A 21665-nucleotide genomic window follows, 5' to 3' on the forward strand; every position below is an offset into this window, starting at 1 on the left:
CGACTCGGCCAACTCCACGGCTTGGTGCTTGAACTCATCGGTGTAGCTACGACGGGTGATACGGGACATAAGGGACCTCCAAGTGCGATCAAAGTATCGCTTCTTGGCGTCCGCTGACGGGGGGCCAGATCACACGCCCCCTCAACCGGACCCACCCCGCCTTCGACAGATTCTTGCGAGCTGTCGGAATGGCATGGGATCGGATCCGTTTTCCACAGGAAAACGGATCCGAACCCAGATTGATTTCGATATCTGACAGAGATTCATCCACGCATGGCGTGGATCTACCCGATCGCGGAAAACTGTCAGAGGTGGGGCGGTATCGGAGGGCGGGGTGTCAGCCGCATGGATGCGGCTGCCAAGCCTACAGGGACGTACTTGCGGCGTCCCCGCACTCCGACACCGCCCCGCCAGCCCACGGAATGCCAGCTTTTGCTGTTGCCTTGGCTTGAAGCCTCTGCGGGTGCAGGGCGCAGCCCTGCCGAGCAACCCTCAATGCAGCAGGGCCGCCACCGCGTCGCGGAACCCCGCCTGGGCCTGCCCGGACTCGGGCGCGTGATGCAGTTGCCGCACCGCGCGCCCCAGCCGTGCCGCGCCGACGAAGCCACAACTGGCCTGCAACCGGTGCAGCTGGCTGCGCAACTGGCGCTCGTCGTGCTGGTCGACCGCCTGCTCGACCGCGTCGCGCACGCCCGGCAACTCGGCCAGGAACAGTTCGCGCAGTGCGATCAGGTGGTTGCGCTGGCCATTGAGCGCTGCCAGGGCTGCGGTCTCGTCCCAGTCCTGTACGGCCAGTTCGACCGCGGCCGGGGCCTGTGCCACGAAGATCCCCGCCGGGCTGTTGACCAGCGCTCGGCGCACGGCCTTCAGCAGCTGGTCGCGGCCCAGTGGCTTGACCAGGGTGTCGCTGAAACCAGCTTCGCGCAGGCGGGCGTGAATGGAGGCATCGCCGTCGGCGGTATGTGCCAGTGCCGGCGTGTCGGGATGTGAACGGCGCAACTCACGCAACAGCTGCGCGCCATTGCCGTCCGGCAGGTTGACGTCGATCAGCCACAGGTCATGCGAGCCGGGCTCGGCACTGGCCAGGGCACTGGCCAGCGAATCTGCGGTATCCACATCCGCCGGTAACGTTTCCAACGCCGCCTTGAAAAAACCGCGGCTGATGATGTCGTCCTCGACAAGCAGGAAGCGGGGCCGTGTGGCCCGCGGGGTCATCTGCATCAGGGCTGCCTCCATGTCAGCTGTCCCAATCATCAAGCACGGCGGCCACGGGCGCAAGCGGGTCCGGGCCCCATCGGTCAGGATCTGCGACAATACGCCCCCATTTTTGCCCGCAGCCTGTTGCCACGTGGCCCGATCCCGCTCCCGCACCGACCGTACCCCGTTCCAGACCGAGATCCTCGACCTCAGCCATGATGGTCGCGGTGTCGCCCGCCGTGAAGGCGAGGGCGGCAAGGTCACCTTCGTCAGCGGCGCCCTGCCCGGTGAGGTGGTGATGGCTGAACAGACGGCCCGCAGCCGCCATTTCGACGAGGCGCGCACGCTGGAGGTGCTGCAGGCCTCGCCGCAGCGGGTGACCCCCAAGTGCCCCCATTTCGGCACCTGTGCCGGCTGCGTACTGCAGCACCTGGACGAGGCCCAGCAGATCGTCGCCAAGCAGCGCGTGCTGATGGACAACCTGGAGCGGATCGGCCATGTGAAGCCGGGCACCGTGCTGCCGCCGCTGGTCGGCGAGAGCTGGGGTTACCGCCGCAAGGGCCGCTTCTCGGTGCGCCGGGTCGAGAAGAAGGACAAGACCCTGGTCGGCTTCCGTGAACAGGATCCGCGTTTCGTCGCCGACCTCAGCCAATGCCTGACGGTGATTCCGGAAATCGGCACCAAGGTCGAGGCGCTGTCCACCTTCATTGAAACGCTCGATGGCAAGCGCGACATCCCGCAGATCGAGTTCATCGCCGGTGACCAGGCGGTGGTGCTGACCGTGCGCCACCTGCAACCGCTCAGCGATGCGGACCGCGCGGCCTGGGCTGCCTTCGGCCAGCAGCATGGGTTCGTGATCTACCTGCAGTCCGGCGGCGTGGACACCGTGCAGCCGCTGGACGGGCAGGGCGTGCCGCTGTCGTTCCGGCTGGCGCCGTGGGATGTCGAGCTGGCGTTCCGCCCGTTGGATTTCATCCAGGTCAACGCCAAGCTCAACGAGAAGATGATCGCCCACGCCCTGGACCTGCTGCAGCCGGGTAAGGACGAGCGCGTGCTGGACCTGTTCTGCGGCCTGGGCAACTTCACCCTGCCGCTGGCCCGCCGTGTGCGTGAAGTGGTGGGTGTGGAAGGCGATGCCGGCCTCGTCGCGCGTGCACGTGAGAACGCGGAGCGCAACGGCCTGGCCAACGCGCAGTTCTTCAGCGCCGACCTGACCCAGGACCAGCGCAGCACGGCGTGGATGCGCCAGGGCTTCGACAAGCTGCTGCTGGATCCGCCGCGCTCGGGCGCGATCGAAGTGCTGCAGCAGCTGCCGCTGAAGCAGTTCAAGCGCATCGTCTACGTCAGCTGCCACCCGGGCTCGCTGGCGCGCGATGCCGGCTATCTGGTCAACGAACAGGGCTTTACCCTGGTCAGCGCCGGTGCCATGGACATGTTCCCGCACACCGCGCACGTGGAAAGCATCGCGGTATTCGAAAAGCGCTGAGCAGCTGTCATCACCCGTGGCGCATAATTGCGCCATGGGCATCGAAATCGAACGCAAATTCCTGGTCAGCAGCGATGGCTGGCGCACCGCCGCGCATCGGGTGATCCCGATGGCGCAGGGCTACATCAACGACATGGGCGCGCTCGACCGCGGCACCCAGAACGCCTCGGTGCGCGTGCGCATCGAAGGCGACCACGCCGCGCTGAACCTGAAGTCGCGCACCCTCGGCCACACCCGGCAGGAGTTCGACTACCCGATCCCCGTGGAGGACGCGCGCGCACTGCTGGCGTTGTGTGTCGGCGGCCTGATCGACAAGCGCCGCCATCTGGTCGAACACGCCGGCCTGACCTGGGAAGTGGACGAGTTCCTCGGTGACAACGCCGGCCTGGTGGTGGCCGAAGTCGAGCTGGAAAGCGCGGACCAGGCCATCGACCTGCCGGACTGGGTCGGCGCCGAAGTGACCGATGACGCCCGCTACTACAACGTTGCCCTGGCCAGCCGCCCGTATTCAGAGTGGTGAACCCCCAAAAAGGGGACGGAGGGGATTAAGTCGTCTTTACCCCGCCTGTGCGGAAAGCGACTTAATCCCCTCCGTCCCCTTTTATCGAGGAAGGCGGTCCCCATGTCGTGGGGATGAGAATCGACATCTACTCCGACGTGGTCTGCCCCTGGTGCTGGATTGGCAAGCATCGTTTCCAGCAGGGCGTGCAGTTGCTGGGCGCCAATGCGCCTGACCTCGATATCCACTGGCAGCCGTTCCAGCTGGACCCGGATGCGGACGACACCCCGGTGCCGCTGCGCGAGGCCTATGCGCGCAAGTTCGGGGGCGTCGAGCGCACCGAGCAGATCCTCGGCCAGACCCAGACCACCGCGCGCGCGGAGGGGCTGCCGATGGATTTCAACCAGGGCCAGGTGCGGGTGACCACACTGCCGGCGCATCGGGTGTTGTGGCTGGCCGGCCAGCATGGCGTGCAGGATGCGGTGGGTGAAACGCTGTTCCGCGCCCACTTCGAGCATGGCCAGAACCTGGCCGATACCGCAGTGCTGGTGAAGGCCGGCGTGGCGGGCGGCCTGGACGGTGGTGAAATCGCGCAGATGCTGGCCTCCGACCGGGGGCTGGCCGAGGTCGAAGCCAAGCTGGCGCAGGCCCATGCACTGGGCATTTCTTCGGTGCCGACCTTCGTCATCGATGGGAAGTGGGCGATTTCCGGGGCCCAGCCGCCAGAAGCGTTCGCCCAGGCCCTGCAGCAGATCGCGGCCGAACAGGGCGCCCCGGCCACCCCGGCTGACGGCGACGAGGCCTGCGGCCCGGACGGCTGCAAGGTCTGACCGGCTCCTCAAAAGGGGACGGAGGGGATTAAGACGTATCCAGCCCCTTGGGGCCGATTGCGCCTTAATCCCCTCCGTCCCCTTTTTCTGACCACTGCGCCTGTCGGCCGGTTCTGCGACAATGCGGCACTGCGCCATGCGGGCGCGCGTTGTGGAGATCGACCATGCTGCTGATCGGCGTTGCCGGCACCGAACTGACCGCCCAGGAACGTGACTGGCTGCAGCACGACGCCGTGGCCGGAGTGGTGCTGTTCAAGCGCAACTTCGCCTCGCGCCAGCAGGTGACCGATCTGAGCGCGGCCATCCGTGCCGCTGCCCCGCGCCCGCAGCTGATCTGCGTGGACCAGGAGGGCGGCCGCGTACAGCGCTTCCGCGAGGGCTACAGCGATCTTCCGCCGCTGCAGGACATTGGTGCCCTGTACGCCACCGACCCGCAGCAGGCCCTGGCGCTGGCCGAGCAGCACGCCTGGCTGATGGCCAGTGAAGTCCGCGCCAGCGGCCTGGATCTCAGCTTCGCCCCGGTGGTTGACCTTGGCCGCGGCAACCGCGCCATCGGCAACCGCGCCTTCAGTGAAGACCCGCAGGTCGTGGCCGCGTTCACCGCAGCCTATGTGCGCGGCATGCACGCGGTCGGCATGGCCGCCACGCTCAAGCATTTCCCTGGCCACGGCACCGTGCTGGAAGACACCCACGTGGATACCGCGATCGATCCACGCGCGCTGGACGAACTGCGCGCGCAGGACCTGGTGCCGTTCCAGGCCGGCATCGCCGCCGGTGCCGATGCGGTGATGATGGCGCACGTGATCTATCCGCAGGTGGCACCGGAGCCCGCCGGCTATTCCCCACGCTGGATCCAGGACATCCTGCGCGGCGAACTCGGCTTCCGCGGCGTGGTGTTCTCCGATGACATCGGCATGGCCGCCTCGCACAGCGCCGGCGGCGTGCCGGCACGCGTGCACGCGCACCTGGACGCCGGCTGCGACGTGGTGCTGGTCTGCCATCCGGAACTGGTCGATGAAGCCCTGCATGCGGTGCAGGGACGCTCCCTCAATACTGCTGCGCTGCTGGGCCTGCTCGGCCGCGGCGCACTCGGCTGGGACGGCCTGCTGGCCGATGCCCGCCATGGCGACACCCAATCCCGTCTGCTTGAAACCCTTGGAAGAACCGTCTGATGCCCAACCTCACCATTTCCCAGGCCCTGGCCCAGGCTGACCTGCTGGTCGACCGCCCCACCATCGACAAGGCCATCGCTGCTATCGCCGACGCCATCGCGCGCGATTACAAGGGCGAGGTGCCGTTGTTCCTGTCGATCATGCATGGTGCGCTGCCGTTCGCCGGCCAGCTGGCGCTGGAACTGGGCGCGCGCGGCCAGGACGTGCAGTTCGATTACCTGCACGCCACCCGCTACCGCGGCGAAACCACCGGCGGTGACCTGGTCTGGAAGCACAAGCCGGCCACCTCGCTGTTCGGCCGCCGCGTGCTGCTGGTCGACGACATCCTCGACGAGGGCTACACCCTGCAGGGCGTTCGCACCTGGTGCCTGGAGCAGGGCGCGACCGATGTGCGCATCGCTGCGATGACCGTGAAGAAGCACGACCGTGCGCTGCCTGACGTGACCGCCGATTACGCGGGCATCGAGCTGCCGGACCGCTACGTGTTCGGCTTCGGCATGGACGTCAACGAGACCCTGCGCTGCGTGCCGGCCATCTACGCAATGAAGGAATAACGGCGCGGCCGCCCGCGGCGCGTCTTTTCCATCGCCGGCATCCTCGGGTGCCGGCGTTCGTCTTTTCATGGAGTGCTTCGAATGCAACAGATCGCCCTGGCCGTGATCGGCGGTACCGGTGTCTACAACCTGGCCAAGCTTGACGACGTGCAGACCCACGAGGTCGACACCCGCTTCGGCCGCCCATCGGGCCCGGTGCGCGTGGGCACGCTGCTCGGCCATCGCGTGGCGTTCCTGGCGCGGCATGGGGAGGGGCATTCGCTGCCGCCGCACAAGATCAACTACCGCGCCAACCTGGCTGCGCTGCAGCAGCTGGGCGCGCAGCGGGTGCTGGCATTGAACACGGTGGGTGGCATCACCGAGAACTTCGGTCCGCGCGTGCTCGCCTGCCCGGACCAGATCATCGACTACACCTGGGGCCGCATCAGCACGATCTGTGAAGAAGAAGGCTCCGACGTGGTCCACGTCGATTTCGGCCATCCGTACACGCCGATGCTGCGCAGCAAGATCCTGGCGGCAGCCAAAGTGACCGGTGTCACGGTCCATGACGGTGGCTGCTATGGCGCAACGCAGGGCCCGCGCCTGGAAACGATCGCCGAAATCGCCCGCATGCGCCGCGACGGTTGCGATCTGGTGGGCATGACCGGCATGCCGGAAGCCGCACTGGCGCGGGAGCTGGGGCTGGATTATGCCTGCCTGGCGATCATCGCCAACTGGGCCGCCGGCTGCGGTGATGGCGAGGAGATTACGATGGCCGAAGTGCTGGCCAATGTGCAGGCGGCCAGCAACGGACTTCCGGAACTGGTGGGCGAATTGGCGCGGGGGTGATTGTCTTCCCCGAGCAAGCTTTGCATACTCAGCTTGTGCGCGGGTTCAGCGTACACCACCCATTCATTGCATAAGGTCTCGCATCACCATGCCGAACGGTACCGTCAAGTGGTTCAACGACGCCAAGGGATTTGGCTTCATCTCGCCGGAGGATGGCAGCGCCGACGTGTTCGCGCACTTCTCCGCCATCAACTCCAAGGGCTTCCGCAGCCTGCAGGAAGGCCAGCGTGTCACCTATGACGTGACCCAGGGCCCGAAGGGCGCCCAGGCTTCGAACATCACGCCGGCCGAGTGATCCACTCGACAGTGCGTTGAAAACCCCGCTCCGGCGGGGTTTTTTTTTTTGCGCTGCGACAAGAATTGCGCTGCCGTGGGCGGAGGCCCCGCTGGGCATCCGGATTTGCGCTCGGGCACAATGCGCCCATGAAGGAACGACTGCGCATCGCCGTGATCGGCTACGGCACCGCTGGACAGGCATTGTCCATCCTGCTCTCCCGTGATGGCCACGAGGTGGAGATCTTCGAACGTGTGCCCACGCCGGGACCGGTTGGCGCCGGTTTCCTGCTGCAGCCCAGCGGCCTGCAGGTGCTGTGGCAGATGGGCCTGCTTGACGCCGTGCGCGCGCATGCCGCGCCGGTGCATCGCCTGTACGGCGATACGCCGTGCGAACGCGCAGTGATGGACATGCGCTACGCCGGCCTGGACGCGCGCCTGCACGGCCTTGGCATGCAGCGCGGCGCCCTGTTCTCGTTGCTGGATGATGCGCGTGCAGGTGCGGGCCAGCTGCATGCCGGCGTCAGCATTGCCGCAGTGGATGCCGAGCACGGCCGCCTGCGTGACAGCGAAGGGCGCCTGCACGGTGCGTTCGACCTGGTGGTGGCCGCCGATGGTGCGGCCTCGACGCTGCGCGGCACGATCAAAGACGGTAACGGACTGGATCGCGTGTATCCGTGGGGTGCGCTGTGGTGCCTGTTGCCGGCCGAAGACTGGCCACACCTGCAGGAGCTGCGGCAGCGCTACGTGGCCGCGCGCAAGATGATCGGGCTGTTGCCGGTCGGTACGCGGCCCGGTGATGACACGCCGCGCCTGAGCTTTTTCTGGAGCCTGCCACGCGCCGATTTCGAACGTTGGCAGGCCGACGGCATGACGCCCTGGCTGGACGAACTGCATGCGCTGTGGCCGCAGGCCAGTGCACGCTTCGCGCATCTGCGTGATGCCGGCCAGCTGGCACGGGCCGTCTACCGCGACGCGGTGATGACGCGCTGGCATCACGGCCGCATGGTGCTGGCCGGCGATGCCGCGCATGCGATGAGCCCACAGCTGGGCCAGGGCGTGAACATGGCGCTGCTCGATGCGCTGGCGCTGCGCGATGCCTTGCGCGCGCATGGTGGCGGTGCCGCGGCATTGCAGGCCTACCAGGCGCAGCGCAGGGCACACGTTGCGGTCTACCAGCGCTGGAGCCGTTGGCTGACGCCGCTGTTCCAGTCCGATCGCGATGCCTGGGCCAAAGCGCGCGACGTGCTGCTCGGCCCGATGGGGCGCCTGCCGGGTGGACGTGGTCACATGCTGCGTGTGCTCAGCGGTACCCAGCATGGCTGGTTCGGTTCGCTCGCGCTGGATCCGGCTTTCGTCGACGCGCTGGCCACTGCGGCGCAGGTGCCTCGCATCAACGCGATCACAGCCACTGCGTGAAACGCGTCGTCACGTGAATTAACGGTTGCCTCACTGCGCATATGCGAGAAGTAGGTTGCACGCGATTGCGCGTCGCCCGTTTTCCTTTCCGTGATCAACATCGCGCGTGGCCCGGGAGGCGCTGCCGTCGCGGCCTGTTGCGGCCCGGATGTGCCGCCTGTTGTCGAAGAGGAGGATGCCATGTTGTTCGCGGTCGAGGAGCTGGAATCGGAAATCTGCAAGCTGCGCGGTCTGTTGCAGATGCTGCACGAGGACCAGCCCGACGTACTGGAGGACGTGTTCGAGTTCCATGTCGGCAGCCTGATCAGTCATGCGTCGCCTGAGCACCACACGCGCATCCGCACCTGCGCGCAGGAGATGCTGGCGGCGATCCAGGCATTGCCGCGGCGACGGGAAGAGGACACGCCTGAGTTCCAGCTGATGCCGCAGCTGGATATCCGTCCGGCCTGATTCAAGCCAGGGGCAGTGCCACCAGGCCGTTGTCCACGCAGGCGACCATCTGTTCGCCGGCAGCGGGAACAGGAACGATTCCGGCGGTGAACGCGGAGAAGGCCGGCAGGAGCGTCATCCTGTCACGCAGCCAGAATGCGGGGAAGCGCCGCCGCAACGGAGGCAAAGCGATCTGTGGATGCAGATGCCCGGCGATCACATGCAGCTCCGCATCGGGCACCGGCTCATGCCGAAGCAGGAACGGTGGCAACCGTACTTCGTCGTGGATCTGCACCTGCAGCTCGGCATGCGGCAGCTGCCGGTCATGATTTCCGCGCAGGACATGCACGTCCAGTGCGGCATTGCGTTCGCGCCAATCCAGCCATTGCTGGTACCACGCAGCACGATGCGCCGGGTCATGCAGGATGTCGCCCAGGATCCACACCTCGCGGCAGGCACGCGCGTCCAGCAGCCCCTGCAGGCGTTGCAGGTCCTTGCCGGTACCGCCGCCGGGCAGCGCGATGCCTGCGCGGCGGAAGACATCGGCCTTGCCCAGGTGCAGATCGGCGAGCAGCAGTGCCTGCCGCGCGGGCCAGTACAGTGCACGCGCGCCAAGCAGCACCAGCGGCTCGCCTGCGCGCAGCAGCGGCAGTTCATCGGCCATGCCGACGCTCCAGCTGCTGGGCCACGCGTTGCACCCGGGTACGCCAGTCTTCGTTGCTGAACTGCCCGCGCAGGCGTTCGGCCCACAGCGGGAAACCCAACGGCGTCAGTGACGCCGGGCGCTGCACCGAGAGGGTCTGCATCCGAATCCTGGCCAGTACCTGTTGCAGCCCCGGCATGTCGAGGCTGTCATTCAGCACTTCCTGTTCCGCCAGCGCCAGCAGCAGGTGATCCGGGTCGTGCTCGCGCAGTACGTCGTAGAGCAGTCCCGCGGACGCCTGCAGCTGGCGCAGTGCCCGTGGCATGCCACCGGGCAGGCTGGGGACCAGCAGGCCGGCGACGCGTGCGATGCCGCGGAACTGGCGACGCGCCAGCTCGCCCAGGTTCACCGCAGCACGCAGGTCATCCAGCAGCTGATCGGAGGCGAACAGCGCCCGCCATTGCGCCGCGTCCAGATCGATGGCCTGTGCCGGTGCCAGCACCAGGCCGTGATCGTTCACCGCATAGCCGATGCTGTTGCGCTGCCGGCGGGTACAGCGCAGCGCCAGCAGGGCGGCCAGCGCCTCATGCACGTGGCGGCCGGCAAAGGGATAGACGAACAGGAACTGGCCTTCGCGACGCCGCACCTCTTCCACCAGCAGGTGGTCCGGGCCGGGAAGCGCCGACAACTGTTGCTGCAGTGCCAGCAAGGGCGACAGCCAGCGTGATTCGGCGCTGTCGTCAGCACCGGACAGTACCCACTCCAGCTCGCGTCCGAGTGGCATCGACAGCGGCAACTGGCCTCCCTGCCAGCGTGGCACGACACCGTCTCCGCGCCCTCGTGCCAACCGCACGAAGGCGGTCATGTCGCGCAGCTGCACAAGCTCCAGCAGGCGCCCGGCGAACTGGAAGCGGTCGCCACGGCGCAGGCGGCTGGCGAACTGCTCCTCCACGGCGCCCAGGCTGCCGCCGCGCAGGAACTGCACGCGCACGCTGCCATCGCTGCTGATGGTGCCGATCGACAGCCGATGACGCAGCGCCTGGCGGCGGTCGTGCATGCGGTACCACCCATCGGCATCTCGCACGACCTTGTGGAAATCGGGGTACTGGGCCAACGCCTGCCCGCCCTGCACGATGAACGTGAGCACGGCCTGCCACTGGTCGTCGCCGAGCGACGCGAAGGCATGGGTACGCCGGACCTGTGCCAGCAGCGCAGTGCTGTCGAAGCCGCCCGCCAGTGCGCGGCTGACCGCGTGCTGGGCCAGCACATCCAGCGACAGCGTCGGCGGCCTGCGCGCTTCGACCACACCTTCAGCCAAGGCACGGCGCACCGCAGCGTACTCGGCCAGTTCCAGCGCATGGCTGGGCACGCACAGGATGGCGCCGCTGGCACCCGGGCGGTGGCGTGCGCGTCCGGCGCGCTGGCGCAGGCGCGCCACGCCCTTCGGGCTGCCCAGCTGCAGGACCTGCTCAACCTCGGGGAAGTCGACACCCAGGTCGAGGCTGGAGGTGGCAACCACGCAGCGCAGCGCGCCCGCGCGCAGGCCATCCTCCACCTGCTGGCGCAGCGCCGGATCCAGCGAGCCGTGGTGCAGCGCAAGCGTGTCCGGTTCTTCCGGCCAGACCGCCGCCAGCGCCTGATGCCACAGTTCCGCCTGTGCACGGGTGTTGGTGAACAGCAGGCTGCTGCGTGCCTGCATCAGTGCCTCCAGCACGCGTGGCAGCTGTGCCAGGCCCAGATGCCCCGCCCATGGGAAGCGCTCGCCGGGGTCTGGCAACAGGCTGCGCACGCTCAGTGGGCGCGGTCGTACGCCCTGCACGATCGGTGCTTCCGGTCGCCCGGGCAGCAGCACGTCGCGCGCCTCCTGCAGATTGCCCAGGGTGGCTGACAGTCCCCACAGCTGCAATGCCGGCGTGGTATCGCGCAACACCGCCAGGTTCAACTGCAGCAGGACGCCGCGCTTGTTTCCCAGCAGTTCGTGCCATTCGTCCACCACCACGCAGCGCAGCCGCTGCATGCGCGGCAGCGTATCTGGATAGCTCAGCAGCAGCGCCAGTGATTCCGGCGTCGTCACCAGTACGTCGATGCGGCCTTCGCGCGCCTGGCGCCGCTCGCGGTTGCTGGCGTCACCACTGCGCAGGCCGACACGCCAACCCAGCCCCAGCCCATCGACCACGATCTGCAGCGCGCGCGCGGTGTCGCTGGCCAAGGCGCGCAAGGGGGTCACCCACAGCACCTGCAGCGGGCGTACCGCGCTGGCGCGGCGGGGGGAGGGCGGCGGGTCGATCATGGCCTGCAGCAGCGGCCCTCCGAACATCGCCAGTGTCTTGCCGCTGCCTGTGGGTGTGTGCAGCAGTCCGGATTCGCCGGCGAGATAGTGACGCCACATCGCGCGCTGGAACGGCAGTGAGCGCCAGCCTCTGGACGCGAACCAGTCTTCCAGCCGGCGCAGTGCCTGGCTGCGGTTCATCGTGCCAATGCCTGCAGCGTGGCCAGCTGATCGGCTTCGCTGGCGGGCTTGTCGTGGCGCCAGCGCAGGATGCGCGGAAAGCGCACAGCGATGCCCGACTTGTGCCGGCTGCTGCGGTTGACCGCCTCGAAGCCCAGCTCGAAGACGTGTTCGGCGCGAACGCTGCGCACCGGGCCGAAGCGCTCGCGGGTGTTGGCGCGGATCCAGCGATCAAGCGCGAGGATTTCCTTGTCATCCAGGCCCGAATAGGCCTTGGCCACCGGCACCAGCGTGTCGCCGTCCCAGACGCCGAAGGTGTAGTCGGTGTACAGCGTGCTGCGCCGCCCATGGCCGGCCTGCGCGTACAGGAGCACCGCATCGATGGTGAGCGGATCGACCTTCCATTTCCACCAGTCACCACGGCGGCGTCCGGCCTGGTAGGGCGAGGCATGCCGCTTCAGCATCAGTCCTTCCACGCCGCGTTCGCGTGCCACGTCGCGCATTGCCGCCGCCTGAAGCCAGTCGTCGGCGTCAACGCCGGGTGAGAGCTGGATCCGTGCATCGTTCAGTGCACCGACGACCTCGGCGAGCCGCGCGCGCCGCTGCTGCAGCGGACGTTCGCGCAGGTCCACGCCATCGAGTTCAAGCAGGTCATAGGCGAGCACCCGCACCGGCGTGTTGCGCAGGGTGGCCGCACCGGGTTTTCGGCGCTGGATACGCGTCTGCAGCGCGGTGAAGGCACGCGGCAGGTCCGCGGCTTCGTCCCAGGCCAGCAGCTCGCCGTCCAGCACGCAGCCATCGGGAAGCGCCATCGCCGCCTGTTCGATCTCGGGGAAGCGGCCATCCAGCCGCTCTTCGCCGCGTGACCACAAGGCGACCTCGCCGCGCCGGCGCAGCAGCTGCAGGCGGATGCCATCCCACTTCCATTCCAGCAGCCAGTCATCGATCGCGCCAAGTCGTTCGGCAGGGTTGCCCTCCAGTGGCGAGGCGAGGAAGAACGGGTAGGGCTGCTGCCGGTCCAGCGGCAGCTCATCCGGCGACAGCAGCTGGGCCAGCAGCCCGGGCGAGGGCACCCACTCGCCCAGCATGCGCTGGGCGATGCGTGCGATGTCCAGGCCGGACCATTCGGCCAGCGCCTGCTGCACCAGTCGTTGCGAGACGCCAATGCGCAGGGCGCCGGTCAGCAGCTTGTTGAACACCAGGCGTTCGCTGCTGCACAGCTGCTGCCAGCCGGCCACGACTGCCGCACGGCGCATCGCCTCGGGTTGGTTGGCCACCGCCAGCAGGTGCTGTTCGATCCATTCGGCCAGGGGCCGGTCAGGCGAGGGGTTCGGTGGGTCGTCTAGCAGCAGGGTCAGCGTTTCGGCCAGGTCACCCACCTGCGCATAGCTGTCCTCCACCAGCCACGGTGGCAACCCTGATTCCTCGGCAATCCAGGCGCGCAGTTCGCCACTGGCGGCGATCTTCCTGCGCGCGCCGCCCACCTTGCCACCACTGAGCAGGTACAGCGCCCACGCCGCATCGTGCGCGCCTGCCTGGCCGAAGTAATCGACCAGTGCCGCTCGCTTGTCCAGCGTGGCAGTGCTGCGGTCCAGGCGTTGGTAGAGCGCTGCGAAGGCCTTCATTCCTCGCTCCCGAAATCGGTACGGAAGGCTTCGGCAGCCACGCCGCGTTCGCGCAGGAACGGAATCAATGCATCGGTATTGCCATGGGTGGCGATCACCCGCTGCGCGCCGGTCTGTTCGATCGTCTGCAGCAGTGCGGGCCAATCGGCGTGGTCGGAAATGACGAAGCCACGATCAACGTTGCGGCGGCGGCGGTTGCCGCGCAGTTGCATCCAGCCCGAGGCGAAGCCCAGCTGGTGACGGCCGAAGCGGCGCATCCAGGGCGTGCCCGCAGCCGAGGGCGGGGCGAGGATCAACTGGCCGGCGGCATCGGGCTGGCGGCCCTGTTCGGCCACGGTGAGCGTCTCCAGCATCGGTACGCCGGCCTGCCGGTACACCGCCACGCCATTGGCGATGGCGCCATGCAGCCAGGCCGGCCGATCATCCAGTGGCCGCAGCTCGGCCAGCACCCGCTGTGCCTTGCCCAGCGCATAGCACAGCAGGATCGCAGCCTCGCCGCGTTGTTCGCATTCGCGGCGCCACGCCACGATCTCGGCAGCGACGGCCGGCGTGTCCGGCCAGCGGTAGATCGGCAGGGCGAAGGTGGCTTCGGTGATGAAGGTATCGCAGGGCACTACTTCAAACGGCGCACAGGTTGGGTCAGGCTGCCGCTTGTAGTCGCCGGAGGCGACCCAGACCTGCCGCCCGTCGTCGATGCGCACCTGCGAAGATCCCAGGACGTGACCGGCTGGATGCAGCGATACCTGTACCCGGCCCAGGCGGAACGGCACGCCCTCGACGTGCGCCTGCACCGGCACATCGCCCAGGCGCCAGCGCAGGATCGGCAGGCTGCCTTCGCTGCAGTGGTACTCGCCCATGCCCGGGCGGGCGTGATCGCCGTGGCCATGGGTGATGACCGCGCGCGCTACCGGTCGCCAGGGATCAATGTGGAAATCGCCGGCGGCGCAGTACAGCCCTTCCGGGCGCAACACCACCAGATCGTCGTTGGCTGCCATGCGGTCACTGTGGCCTGCCGCTCGTGCACAGGGCGAGAACCGGCCTGAACACGGGCTTGGCAAGTCATGCGGCACAATCGGACCGCATACCTCTTGCCGCCAGGATGGACCGGATGAGTGGACCGAGCTTCAGCAGCGACGCGCCCTACGAAACCCATGTGGTGTTGAACCAGCCGCCACCGTTCGCGGGGCGCCAGTTGTGGACTGACGACGTGGCGCTGATGGAAGCTGTGCAGCGCGAAGGCGCTGGCAGCTTCGCGCCACGCCTGGCGGTCTATGGCGCGCTGGCCGGCGACGAGCTGTACCGGCTCGGCTTTGATGCCAACCGCGACCGCCCACGCCTGCGCACGCATGATGCGCAGGGTCATCGCATCGATACGGTGGAGTTCCATCCGGCCTATCACCAGTTGATGGAAACGGCGAAATCGCACGGTGTCGCCGGCTTGTCCTGGCACGAACCGCAACCCGGCGCGCACGTCGCGCGTGCGGTGTTGAGCTACCTGCACCACCAGGCCGAGGCCGGCACCAGTTGCCCCTTGACGATGACCCATGCAGCAGTAGCGGTGCTGCACGCGCAGCCGCATCTGGCCGAGTGGGCACGCAAGGCCGCAGCGCCGGTCTATGACCCGCGCGACGTGCCGGTGGCTGACAAGGCCGGCATCACCCTGGGCATGGGCATGACCGAGAAGCAGGGCGGCTCGGATGTGCGCGCCAACAGCACGCGCGCCGAACCGATCGATGGTGAGCGCTATCGCCTTGTCGGCCACAAGTGGTTCTTTTCCGCACCGATGTGCGATGGCTTCCTGGTGCTGGCGCAGGCGCCGGGAGGACTGACCTGCCTGCTGATGCCGCGCCGGCTGGCCGACGGTGACCGCAACGCGTTCCGCCTGATGCGGTTGAAGGACAAGCTCGGCGATTGGGCCAATGCCTCCAGCGAAGTCGAGTTCTGCGGCGCGCAGGCATGGCGGGTGGGCGAGGAGGGGCGTGGCGTGGCCACCATCATCGGCATGGTGATGATGACCCGCCTGGATTGCATGCTGGGCGCAGCGGCGGAAATGCGCATGGCGTTGGCGCAGGCGTTGCACCACGCACGCCATCGCCGCACCTTCGGCAAGCTGCTGGTCGAGCACCCGTTGATGACCAACGTGCTGGCCGACCTGGCGCTGGAATCGGAAGCAGCCACGGTACTTTCGATGCGCATCGCACGCGCGGTGGATCGCGCAGGCGTGGATGCCAACGAAGCTGCGCTGGCACGGGTGGGAACGGCGCTGGGCAAGTACTGGCTGTGCAAGCGCGCGCCGGCCTTCGTCAACGAAGCGCAGGAATGCCTCGGCGGCGCAGGCTATGTGGAGAAATCGATGCTGCCGCGGCTGTACCGGCAGGCGCCGTTGAATTCGATCTGGGAAGGCAGTGGCAACATCCAGTGCCTGGACGTACTGCGCGCGCTGGCACGTGAACCGGAGGCACTGGCGGCGCTGCGCGCCGAGCTGGCAGCGGTGGCCGATCGTGATGCGCGCTACGCAGCGGCATTGCAGCGTTGGGCAGCGGCACCGGCACCGGATGAGTCGCAGGCGAGGCTTTTCTGCGAGCGCACTGCGCTGCTGCTGCAGGCGGCGTTGATGTTGCGGGCGGGCAGTCCAATGGCTGAAGCGTTCGTGCGCAGCCGGCTGGAAGGGCAGCATGGGCTGGTGTTCGGGACGCTGCCGGCGGGTGTGGATCTGTCGGCAATGCAGGCGCGCGCGCTGCCTTAGGGGCGGCCAACGGCGAAGCCCCTCGTGGTGGCCGCTGATACTGATGGGTGGGCCGCGCGGGTAGGTCGCGCGGGCGCTGTGAATACGTCCTTGTAGGCGCGGGCGCGCCATCCATGGCGCTTACGCCCCTGCGCAACCTACCCGCGCGTCCTTGGACACTTTCCGTACGCGTCCAGCATGGAATCAACAGAAAGAGCAGAGAGCGAAAAGCAGAAAAGCCGCGGCAGTGCCGCGGCTTTTCCTGGGGCGCCGAGCCGATGCCCGGCTGCCGGTACGCCTTAGTGCTTGGCTTCTTCCTTGGCGGCGTTGGCCTTGGCGTCATTGGCGACATCACGGGCCTTGTCAGCAACCTTCTGTGCGGCGTCCGCAGTGGCGTCGCTGGCATGTGCAGCGGCGTCGGTTGCCGCAACCTTGGCCTTGTCTGCGGCGTTTGCGGTGGCGTCTGCGGCCTTGTCCAATGCCTGCTGGGTATCGGCGGCGGCCTGCTCGGAAGCGGCAGCGGTCTTGTCGGCAGCGTTGCGGGTGGCTTCGGCGGCCCTGTCCACGGCGTCACGGGCGGCAGCGCCGGCGCTGTCGGCGGCCTGCTGCGCGTCCTGCTTGGCCTGTTCGGCTTCCGGACCCTTGCAGGCGGCCAGGGCCAGCAGCAGGGAGGCGGCCAGCAGCGTGGTGGTGATCGGGCGAATCTTCATGGCGGTCTCCGGTACTGCAATGGATGGGGACGCCAGCCTATTCATGCCGTTGTGAAGACGGGGTCGCGATCCGAGGCGCGCGCAGGCAGCAGGCCAAAGAAAAAGCCGCTGGCGAACCAGCGGCTTTTCCAGAACAGCCTGAAGAAAGAAGTTATTACTTCTTGGCTTCTTCAGCAGCGTCCTTGGCCTGCTCAGCGGTAGCTTCGGCAGCCTTGGCAGCGTCCTTGGCTTCGCCAGCAGCAGCGTCGGTCGCGGCAGCAGCGGTGTTGGCAGCAGCGTCGGTCGCAGCGTCAGCAGCGGTGGCGGCGGTGTTGGCAGCCTGCTGGGCAGCGTCGGCGGTCTGGGCGCCGGCAGCGGCGGCCTGGTCGGCAGCAGCCTGGGCTTCGGTGGCGGCTTCGTTGGCCGAAGCAGCGGCGTCCTGGGCAGCTTCCTGCTTCGAGCAGGCGGCCAGGGCCAGAGCCAGGGACATCGCGACCAGCAGCTTGTTGATGCTCATTGTGTAAATCCTCGTCGTTAGAATTAGGCAACGCGCATGCTGCGCGCCGACAACATGATGACAAGCCAAGATTGGGTGTCAAGCGATCCCGCATTCATTTTTGCGAAATCGTCGTTAAATCTTTTTAAATCAATTCGATGGCGATGGCTGTTGCTTCACCGCCACCGATGCACAGGGTGGCAATGCCGCGCTTGCCACCGCGCGTGCGCAGGGCGTTGACCAAGGTCACCACCAGGCGTGCACCGGAGGCACCGATGGGATGGCCCAGTGCGCAGGCCCCGCCATTCACGTTGAGCTTGTCGTGCGGGATGCCCAGTTCACGCATCGGTGCCATCGCCACCACGGCGAAGGCCTCATTGATTTCGAACAGGTCGATCTGGTCCAGCGACCATCCGGTCTTGGCCAGCAGCGTGCGGATCGCGCCGATCGGGGCGGTGGTGAACCACTCCGGTTCCTGCGAATGGGTGGCGTGGCCGACGATGCGCGCCAGCGGGGTAATGCCACGTGCGTTGGCGTCTTCCTCGGTCAGCAGGACCACCGCAGCGGCGCCGTCGGAGATGCTGGAGGAGCTGGCGGCGGTGACGCTGCCGTCCTTCTTGAAGGCCGGGCGCAGGGTCGGGATCTTGGCGGTGTCGGAGCGGCCGGGTTGCTCGTCGGTGGCGACCTCGACCTCACCCTTGCGGGTGGCGACCTTCACCGCGACGATCTCGTCGGCGAATGCCCCATTGGCCTGTGCGGCCTGTGCGCGCTTGACCGATTCGATCGCATAGGCGTCCTGTTCCTCGCGGCTGAACTGGTACTTGTCCACGGCGCATTCGGCGAATTCACCCATGGCCTTGCCGTCGTAGGCGTTGACCAGGCCGTCGTGGGCCATGTGGTCGATCGCCTGGAAGTTGCCGAAGCGGTTGCCGGTACGCGAGTTGGGCAGCAGGTGCGGGGCGTTGGACATCGATTCCATGCCGCCGGCAACCACGATGCTGGCCGAACCGGCCTTGATCAGGTCATGGCCGAGCATGATGGTCTTCATGCCCGAGCCGCACACCTTGTTGAGGGTGGTGGCACCGGTCGACAGCGGAATGCCGGCGGCGATCGCCGCCTGGCGGGCGGGCGCCTGGCCGAGGTTGGCCGGCAGCACGCAGCCCATGAGGACTTCAGAGACGTCGCTGGCCGGCACGCCCGACTGTTCCAGGGCGGCCGCGATGGCGGCCGCGCCGAGGGTCGGGGTCGGCACGCCGTTGAACTGGCCGAGGAAGGAGCCGATGGCGGTGCGCTTGGCGGCGGCGATGACGATGTTGGACATGGCAATCTCGTTGATGCGTAAGCAATGTTCGGAAAGGAGACCGAAGACGTTGGAAGCGCCGCGATTTCCCGGCAGACTGCGTGGGGGTCGACCCAAGTATAGAGGGTCGGGGAGGGCCGCCGCTGGGCGGCACCGCACGCCTGCCGGGATGTAGGCAGGCCAACGTTCATGGGAAGGAATCGATGGAACGCACGATGATGGTGAGGTCGGCGCTGGCGTCGGCGCTGGCGATGGCATTGACGGCATGTGGTGGCGGCGGAGGCGGCGGCAATGTCCGCATCGATCCACCCCCGACCACCCCGACGCCCCCGACCACGCCCCCGCCGACCACCCCGCCTCCGGCCAAGCCGCAGGAGCCGGCCTTCGACGCGCACCTGTCCGTGACCAATGCGCGTGCCGCACAGGCCGCCGGCCTGACCGGGCAGGGGGTGCGCATCGGCATCGTCGATTCGGGCGTGCAGCGCAACGCAGTGGCGCTGAACGGGCGCGTGGTCGCCAACCTCAACTACATCGACCCCGCCCGCAACAACCTGCAGGTGGACGACGTGGTGGGTCACGGCACGGCGGTGGCCAGCCTGGCCGCGGGTGCTCCAGTGGGGTCCTGGCCGGGCGGCATCGCCCCCGGCGCACAGATCGTTTCGGCGCGGATCATCGCCGACAAGCCGCCCGTCGATGACGGCAGCGGCAAGGGCAATTCCTTCAGCGGCCCACTGGGCGTGGCGCAGGTCCACCAGGACCTGATCAGCTACAACGTGAAGGTGATGAACAATTCGTGGGGCGGCCTGTACTGGACCGACCTGCCGACCACCGCGCAGGTGGCGGCCGAGTACCGGCCGTTCGTCATCAATCATGGCGGCCTGGTGGTGTTCGCGGCCGGCAACGATGCGCGCCCCGAGCCGAGCAGCCTGGCCGCGCTGCCCAGCCAGCTGGGCGTTGCCGGCTCGCTGCCAGCGGCCGATCTGGAGCGCGGCTGGCTGGTGGCCACTGCGGTGGATCCGTATGCACCGGGCACGCTGGCCAGCTACGCCAATGCCTGCGGCCAGGCCGCGCGCTACTGCCTGGCGGCGCCGGGCAGCGCGGTCTATCCCGATGCCAACGGCGGCAGCTATTACTGGAACTACGGCACGTCCTTTGCCGCCCCGCTGATTTCCGGCGCCGCCGCCCTGGTCTGGCAGCGCTACCCGTACTTCGACAACAACCTGGTGCGGCAGACCCTGCTGGGCACCGCCAAGGACATCGGTGCGCCCGGCGTGGATGCGGTGTTCGGCTACGGCCTGCTCGACATCTCGCGGGCGATCAAGGGGCCGGGGCGCTTCGACTGGGGCGATGTGGTGGCCAATGTCGATGCGCCATCGAGTGGCTCGCTGTGGAGCAACGACATCGTCGGCAGCGGTGGCCTGGTCAAGCAGGGCGGGGGAACCCTGGTGCTGGGTGGCAACAACAGCTACAGCGGCGCCACCCGCATCGAGCGCGGCATCCTGTCACTGCAGAACGGCAGCGTGATCCGCTCCAACGTGACGATCCTGGCGCAGCCCGATCCGGATTCGACCGGCCTGCAGTTCAATGGCGGTACGCCGCGCGTGATCGGCAATGTGGTCAACGGCAGCAGCGTGTTCCTCACCACCGGTAGCACCACCGGCACCATCGAGGGCAACTACACCCAGCAGGCCGGTGCACAGCTGATGATCGCACTGGGTGCCAATGCGCTGCAGGTCACCGGCAAGGCCACGATCAACGGGGGCGTGCGCGTGCACGGCTTCGTCTCCGGCTATGTGCCGCAGAACGGCAGCCGCCAGGACCTGATCCACGCCGCCGGCGGCCTCAGCGGCACCTTCAGCAGCCCGGCCACCTCCAGCGGCCTGCAGGGCCTGTCGCTGCTGCAGAGCAGCTATGGCTATGACAGCAACAACGCTTGGTTGAACCTGACCCAGGTCAGCGTCACGGCGGCAGCGACCGGGCTCACGGCCTCGGCGCAGTCGGCTGCGCAACGCGTGGACAGTGCGTTCAGCGCGCTTGATGGCGATACGACGCTGCAGGGCTCGGCCTTCGGTACGGCCGCCGGTGCGCTGCAGTGGACCGGCGGTGGCAGCAAAGGCCTCGAGGCCAGTTTGCAGAGCCTGTCCGGACAGGCGCATGCGCGGGCCGAGTCGGCCACCTTCGACAGCATCGACATGTCACGCCGCGCGATCGCCGAGCGCTTCGATCGCGTGCAGGCGGCGCCGCGCCTGCGCGGGGCCTGGCAGAGCGCGCTCGGCGAAGCCGGGCAGGGCAGTTTCGCCGGCAATGCCGCCGACAGCCGTGGTTGGATGGCCGGCCAGGACCTGCCGCTGGGCAGCAATGGGCTGATGGGTGTGGCCTTCGGCGAAACCCGCAGCGATGGTGGCAGTGGCTTCGGCGGTGATCGTGGGCGTGATCGCCAGGCGCAGGCGCAGCTGTACGCCGGCTGGAACCTGGGCCGGGGCTATGCGCTGGCGCAGGTCGGCAGCGGCCAGTTCACCCGTGCGCTGGATCGCCAGTTGCTGCTGGGCGCCGGCGCCTACGGTGTCTCTGCACGTTACGGCGGACGTTTCAGCAGTGCCAGTGTCGAAGGCGGCTATCGCTTCGGCAACGCGGGTGCGTCGTTGACCCCGTATCTGGGCGCCAGCACGACGCGCGTGGATACCGATGCCTTCAACGAACTGGGCGGGTTCGGCTTCGGCCTGCGTGGCGATGCCAACCGCGTACAGCGCAGCCAGATGCTGGCCGGTATCCGCGGCGAACGTGGCTGGGGGCGCTGGACCCTGCGCGGGCATGCCGAATGGCAGCAGCGGCTCGATGGTGCCGATGCGGACTGGCAGGCCAGTTTCGTCGGCGTTGATGCATGGGCGCCACTGGCGGGCTGGAACGCGCCGCGAGGCAGTGCGTTGTTCGGCGTGGCGCTGGAGTCGTGGTGGGGCCGCAACGGCCGCCTGAGCCTGGGCTTTGACCAGCGCGTCGGAGGCGAAGGCGCGCGCCAGGCGGCGTTGCGCTACAGCACCGGCTTCTGAACGG

19 protein-coding genes are annotated in these 21665 nt (G+C 67.8%); 11 read left to right on the forward strand and 8 right to left on the reverse strand.

Annotated features, from left to right (window positions below; genetic code table 11):
• Nucleotides 1-492 precede the first annotated feature (492 nt).
• A complete protein-coding gene (locus RCF13_RS02150) occupies nt 493-1221 on the reverse strand; it encodes a response regulator (RefSeq protein WP_134969072.1) in 729 nt (242 codons plus the stop codon).
• A gap of 127 nt (nt 1222-1348) precedes the next feature.
• On the opposite strand from RCF13_RS02150, the gene rlmD reads away from it, so the two are divergent.
• From rlmD to RCF13_RS02195, 9 genes are all read left to right on the forward strand, one after another.
• Nucleotides 1349-2683: a 23S rRNA (uracil(1939)-C(5))-methyltransferase RlmD gene (rlmD, locus tag RCF13_RS02155; RefSeq protein ID WP_134969073.1), complete on the forward strand. Its 1335-nt coding sequence runs from the start codon at nt 1349-1351 to the stop codon at nt 2681-2683.
• 34 nt (nt 2684-2717) lie between these two features.
• Nucleotides 2718-3203, forward strand: coding sequence for a CYTH domain-containing protein (locus RCF13_RS02160; RefSeq protein WP_031270571.1), 486 nt, complete (start codon nt 2718-2720; stop codon nt 3201-3203).
• A gap of 113 nt (nt 3204-3316) precedes the next feature.
• Nucleotides 3317-4012: a DsbA family oxidoreductase gene (locus RCF13_RS02165; protein WP_134969074.1), complete on the forward strand. Its 696-nt coding sequence runs from the start codon at nt 3317-3319 to the stop codon at nt 4010-4012.
• Nucleotides 4013-4176: 164 nt separating this feature from the next.
• Nucleotides 4177-5184 (forward strand): beta-N-acetylhexosaminidase, encoded by a 1008-nt coding sequence (gene nagZ / locus RCF13_RS02170; protein ID WP_061479808.1) that lies wholly within the window; start codon nt 4177-4179, stop codon nt 5182-5184.
• The gene (locus RCF13_RS02175) at nt 5184-5738 is read left to right on the forward strand and encodes a hypoxanthine-guanine phosphoribosyltransferase (protein ID WP_005418223.1); all 555 of its coding nucleotides are present in this window, start codon (nt 5184-5186) and stop codon (nt 5736-5738) included. The genes nagZ and RCF13_RS02175 overlap by 1 nt, the downstream gene beginning before the upstream one ends.
• 81 nt (nt 5739-5819) lie before the next feature.
• Nucleotides 5820-6566, forward strand: a complete 747-nt coding sequence (locus RCF13_RS02180) for an S-methyl-5'-thioinosine phosphorylase (protein WP_005418222.1) — start codon at nt 5820-5822, stop codon at nt 6564-6566.
• 88 nt (nt 6567-6654) lie between these two features.
• Nucleotides 6655-6861 carry a cold-shock protein gene (locus RCF13_RS02185; protein ID WP_005410590.1) on the forward strand — a complete coding sequence of 69 codons (207 nt, stop codon included), beginning with the start codon at nt 6655-6657 and terminating at the stop codon, nt 6859-6861.
• Nucleotides 6862-6989: 128 nt separating this feature from the next.
• Nucleotides 6990-8258, forward strand: coding sequence for an NAD(P)/FAD-dependent oxidoreductase (locus RCF13_RS02190; protein ID WP_134969075.1), 1269 nt, complete (start codon nt 6990-6992; stop codon nt 8256-8258).
• A gap of 180 nt (nt 8259-8438) precedes the next feature.
• Nucleotides 8439-8708 carry a hypothetical protein gene (locus tag RCF13_RS02195; RefSeq protein WP_053500349.1) on the forward strand — a complete coding sequence of 90 codons (270 nt, stop codon included), beginning with the start codon at nt 8439-8441 and terminating at the stop codon, nt 8706-8708.
• Nucleotide 8709: 1 nt separating this feature from the next.
• Here the strand turns inward: RCF13_RS02195 and pdeM are convergent, their stop codons facing one another.
• The 4 genes from pdeM to RCF13_RS02215 are packed head-to-tail and all read right to left on the reverse strand — an operon-like array spanning nt 8710 to nt 14399.
• Complete coding sequence (pdeM, locus tag RCF13_RS02200; RefSeq protein ID WP_308140788.1) at nt 8710-9351, reverse strand: ligase-associated DNA damage response endonuclease PdeM; 642 nt, start codon at nt 9349-9351, stop codon at nt 8710-8712.
• Complete coding sequence (locus RCF13_RS02205; RefSeq protein WP_154351213.1) at nt 9341-11800, reverse strand: ligase-associated DNA damage response DEXH box helicase; 2460 nt, start codon at nt 11798-11800, stop codon at nt 9341-9343. The genes pdeM and RCF13_RS02205 overlap by 11 nt, the downstream gene beginning before the upstream one ends.
• Nucleotides 11797-13404 carry an ATP-dependent DNA ligase gene (locus RCF13_RS02210; RefSeq protein WP_231352242.1) on the reverse strand — a complete coding sequence of 536 codons (1608 nt, stop codon included), beginning with the start codon at nt 13402-13404 and terminating at the stop codon, nt 11797-11799. Before RCF13_RS02210 ends, RCF13_RS02205 begins: the two co-directional genes overlap by 4 nt.
• Nucleotides 13401-14399 carry a ligase-associated DNA damage response exonuclease gene (locus tag RCF13_RS02215; protein ID WP_061479802.1) on the reverse strand — a complete coding sequence of 333 codons (999 nt, stop codon included), beginning with the start codon at nt 14397-14399 and terminating at the stop codon, nt 13401-13403. Before RCF13_RS02215 ends, RCF13_RS02210 begins: the two co-directional genes overlap by 4 nt.
• 113 nt (nt 14400-14512) lie before the next feature.
• On the opposite strand from RCF13_RS02215, the gene RCF13_RS02220 reads away from it, so the two are divergent.
• The gene (locus tag RCF13_RS02220; RefSeq protein WP_308140789.1) at nt 14513-16150 is read left to right on the forward strand and encodes an acyl-CoA dehydrogenase family protein; all 1638 of its coding nucleotides are present in this window, start codon (nt 14513-14515) and stop codon (nt 16148-16150) included.
• Between the two features lie 278 nt (nt 16151-16428).
• Here the strand turns inward: RCF13_RS02220 and RCF13_RS02225 are convergent, their stop codons facing one another.
• The 3 genes from RCF13_RS02225 to RCF13_RS02235 form a co-directional block, all read right to left on the reverse strand.
• Complete coding sequence (locus tag RCF13_RS02225; RefSeq protein WP_005418205.1) at nt 16429-16839, reverse strand: hypothetical protein; 411 nt, start codon at nt 16837-16839, stop codon at nt 16429-16431.
• A gap of 154 nt (nt 16840-16993) precedes the next feature.
• Nucleotides 16994-17335, reverse strand: a complete 342-nt coding sequence (locus RCF13_RS02230) for a hypothetical protein (RefSeq protein ID WP_005418203.1) — start codon at nt 17333-17335, stop codon at nt 16994-16996.
• Nucleotides 17336-17459: 124 nt separating this feature from the next.
• Nucleotides 17460-18635, reverse strand: a complete 1176-nt coding sequence (locus RCF13_RS02235; protein ID WP_308140790.1) for a thiolase family protein — start codon at nt 18633-18635, stop codon at nt 17460-17462.
• Between the two features lie 182 nt (nt 18636-18817).
• Here RCF13_RS02235 and RCF13_RS02240 point away from each other — a divergent pair, with 182 nt between their 5' ends.
• Nucleotides 18818-21661, forward strand: coding sequence for an autotransporter serine protease (locus RCF13_RS02240; protein ID WP_231352241.1), 2844 nt, complete (start codon nt 18818-18820; stop codon nt 21659-21661).
• Nucleotides 21662-21665: the final 4 nt, after the last annotated feature.

It is taken from the genome of Stenotrophomonas maltophilia group sp. RNC7 (assembly GCF_030910085.1).
In the GTDB taxonomy this organism is placed as follows: domain Bacteria; phylum Pseudomonadota; class Gammaproteobacteria; order Xanthomonadales; family Xanthomonadaceae; genus Stenotrophomonas; species Stenotrophomonas sepilia.